1 rRNA gene is annotated in these 2665 nt (G+C 53.1%); it reads right to left on the bottom strand.

The features are described 5' to 3' along the window. Positions 1-36: 36 nt before the first annotated feature. Positions 37-2665 (bottom strand): 23S ribosomal RNA (locus tag F4U94_RS23920); the annotation flags it as partial.

Below are 2665 nucleotides of genomic sequence, written 5' to 3'. Positions count from 1 at the left end.
TCACTGTTGCCAGTGCTGATGTTGATGGTGGGACTCTTAAGCGCGATAAGAGCAATTAGGACTGGTTAGCTCCATGCGTTACCGCACTTCCACATCCAGCCTATCAACGTCGTGGTCTACGACGGCTCGAAGAAATCTTATCTTGAGGGAGGCTTCCCGCTTAGATGCTTTCAGCGGTTATCCCGTCCATACATAGCTACCCTGCTGCGCCACTGGCGTGACGACAGGTACACCAGAGGTATGTTCAACCCGGTCCTCTCGTACTAGGGTCAACTCCTCTCAAATTTCGACGCCCACGGCAGATAGGGACCAAACTGTCTCGCGACGTTCTGAACCCAGCTCACGTACCACTTTAATTGGCGAACAGCCAAACCCTTGGGACCTGCTCCAGCCCCAGGATGTGATGAGCCGACATCGAGGTGCCAAACGATTCCGTCGATATGAGCTCTTGGGAATCATCAGCCTGTTATCCCCGGCGTACCTTTTATCCGTTGAGCGATGGCCCTTCCACGAGGGACCACCGGATCACTATGACCGACTTTCGTCTCTGCTCGACTTGTCAGTCTCGCAGTCAGGCGGGCTTATGCCATTGCACTCTAACAGACGGTTTCCAACCGTCCTGAGCCCACCATCGCGCGCCTCCGTTACTCTTTAGGAGGCGACCGCCCCAGTCAAACTACCCACCACAGAGGGTCCCTGTACCGGATAACGGTACGAGGTTAGACATCAGAAAACAGCAGGGTGGTATTTCACCTATGGCTCCACATCAACTGGCGTCGATGCTTCAAAGCCTCCCACCTATGCTACACAGCTCTTTCCTAATGCCACTCTGAAGTTGCAGTAAAGGTGCACGGGGTCTTTCCGTCTAACCGCGGGTACTCCGCATCTTCACGGAGAATTCAATTTCGCTGAGCATATCCTGGAGACAGTGGGGAAGTCGTTACGCCATTCGTGCAGGTCGGAACTTACCCGACAAGGAATTTCGCTACCTTAGGACCGTTATAGTTACGGCCGCCGTTTACCTGGGCTTCAATTCAGTGCTTGCACACCTCCTCTTAACCTTCAGGCACCGGGCAGGCGTCAGGCCCTATACGTCGTCTTGAAGCCGACTTAGCAGAGCCCTGTGTTTTTGCTAAACAGTCGCTACCCCCTGGCCTGTGCCCCCCACAAGTGCTTGCGCATATGTGGGGCCTCCTTCTTCCGAAGGTACGGAGGCAATTTGCCGAGTTCCTTCAGGATACTTCTCTCAAACGCCTTGGTATACTCTACCATTCCACCTGTGTCGGTTTAGGGTACGGTCTATACGGAGGGGCTATTTCCTGGGACAACTTCACTGCCAGGAGCAATCCAATAAGCCCTGACAATTTACGCCATCCGTCACACACCTCCAGGCCCACGAATATTAACGTGGTTCCCATCGACTACCCCCTTCGGGCTCGTCTTAGGGGCCGGCTTACCCTGCTCAGATTAGCTTTAAGCAGGAACCCTTGGAATTTCGGCGACAGTGCATCTCACACTGTTAATCGCTACTCATGTCTGCATTCGCACTTCCGATACCTCCACGACCCATTACCAGATCGCTTCAACGGCCTACGGAACGCTCCGCTACCGCTCAGCACTAAGTGCTGAACCCTAAGCTTCGGTGCACGTCTTGAGCCCCGTTACATCTTCGCCGCAGGATCTCTTATTTAGACCAGTGAGCTGTTACGCTTTCTTTAAAGGATGGCTGCTTCTAAGCCAACCTCCTGGTTGTTTTGGAAATCCCACATGCTTTCCCACTTAGACGTGACTTGGGGACCTTAGCTGTAGGTTAGGGCTGTTTCCCTTTTGACGACGGACCTTAGCACCCGCCGTCTGTCTGCCGGACTAGACTCGTTGGTATTCGGAGTTTGGTTAGTATTGGTAGATCTCGCGACCCCCGCAACCATCCAGTGCTCTACCCCCAACGGCAAATATCCGACGCTCTACCTCAATAGATTTCGCGGAGAACCAGCTATTTCCCGGCTTGATTGGCCTTTCACCCCTAAGCACAACTCATCCGACAATTTTTCAACATTGAACGGTTCGGTCCTCCAGTGCGTGTTACCGCACCTTCAACCTGGTCATGCATAGATCGCCGGGTTTCGGGTCTAATGCATCAAACTATGGTCGCCCTATTCAGACTCGCTTTCGCTGCGCCTACACCTAACGGCTTAAGCTTGCTTGATACACTAAGTCACAGACCCATTATGCAAGAGGTACGCGGTCAGGTCTCAAGGACCCTCCCACTGCTTGTAGGCATCCGGTTTCAGGTACTGTTTCACTCCCCTCATCGGGGTGCTTTTCACCTTTCCCTCACGGTACTGGTTCACTATCGGTCATGTACGAGTATTTAGGCTTGGAGGGTGGTCCCCCCATGTTCAGACAGAGTTTCACGTGCTCCGCCCTACTCAAGTCCTGAGATATCATTTTCGCATACGGGGCTGTCACCCGCTATGGCCAGACTTTCCAGACTGTTCTGCTAACTATATCCCAGGCGCTGGCCTGGTCCGCGTTCGCTCGCCACTACTAACGGAATCTCGGTTGATGTCTTTTCCTCCGGGTACTGAGATGTTTCAGTTCTCCGGGTTCGCTTCACCAAAGCCTATTTTATTCAGCTTAGTGATACCTCTCCCATTTAACACGG

This window comes from Sphingobium limneticum (assembly GCF_008710155.1).
Lineage (GTDB): Bacteria > Pseudomonadota > Alphaproteobacteria > Sphingomonadales > Sphingomonadaceae > Sphingobium > Sphingobium limneticum.
Note: the sequence above shows the minus strand (reverse complement) of the source record. Positions and strands in the feature narration are given on the sequence as shown.